General features: G+C 61.4%; 1 protein-coding gene. It reads left to right on the top strand.

Annotated features, from left to right (window positions below; genetic code table 11):
- Nucleotides 1-3: 3 nt before the first annotated feature.
- The coding region (locus ATB02_RS25885) for a C40 family peptidase (protein ID WP_198600616.1) at nt 4-376 on the top strand (373 nt) is incomplete at its 3' end.

The raw sequence follows: 376 nt of genomic DNA, 5'->3' as shown, positions 1-376 counted from the left end.
CCCATGACAGAGACAGAATCAGCGATTCTGGCGCACGCCCGGCGATGTGCGCCAGCGGAGTCGTGCGGCTTCGTGGTAAGCACGCCGGAAGGGGAAAGCTATTTTCCCTGCGTGAATATTTCCGGTGAGCCGGAGGATTATTTCCGGATGGCTCCGGAGGACTGGCTGCAGGCAGAGATGCAGGGTGAGATTGTGGCACTGGTCCACAGCCACCCCGGTGGTCTGCCCTGGCTGAGTGAGGCCGATCGGCGGCTGCAGGTGCAGAGTAATTTGCCGTGGTGGCTGGTCTGCCGGGGTGAGATTCATAAATTCCGCTGTGTGCCGCATCTCACCGGGCGGCGCTTTGAGCACGGGGTGACGGACTGTTACACGCTGT

Origin of the sequence: Escherichia sp. MOD1-EC5189, assembly GCF_002966045.1 — a bacterium.
GTDB lineage: Bacteria > Pseudomonadota > Gammaproteobacteria > Enterobacterales > Enterobacteriaceae > Escherichia > Escherichia coli_F.
Note: the sequence above shows the minus strand (reverse complement) of the source record. Positions and strands in the feature narration are given on the sequence as shown.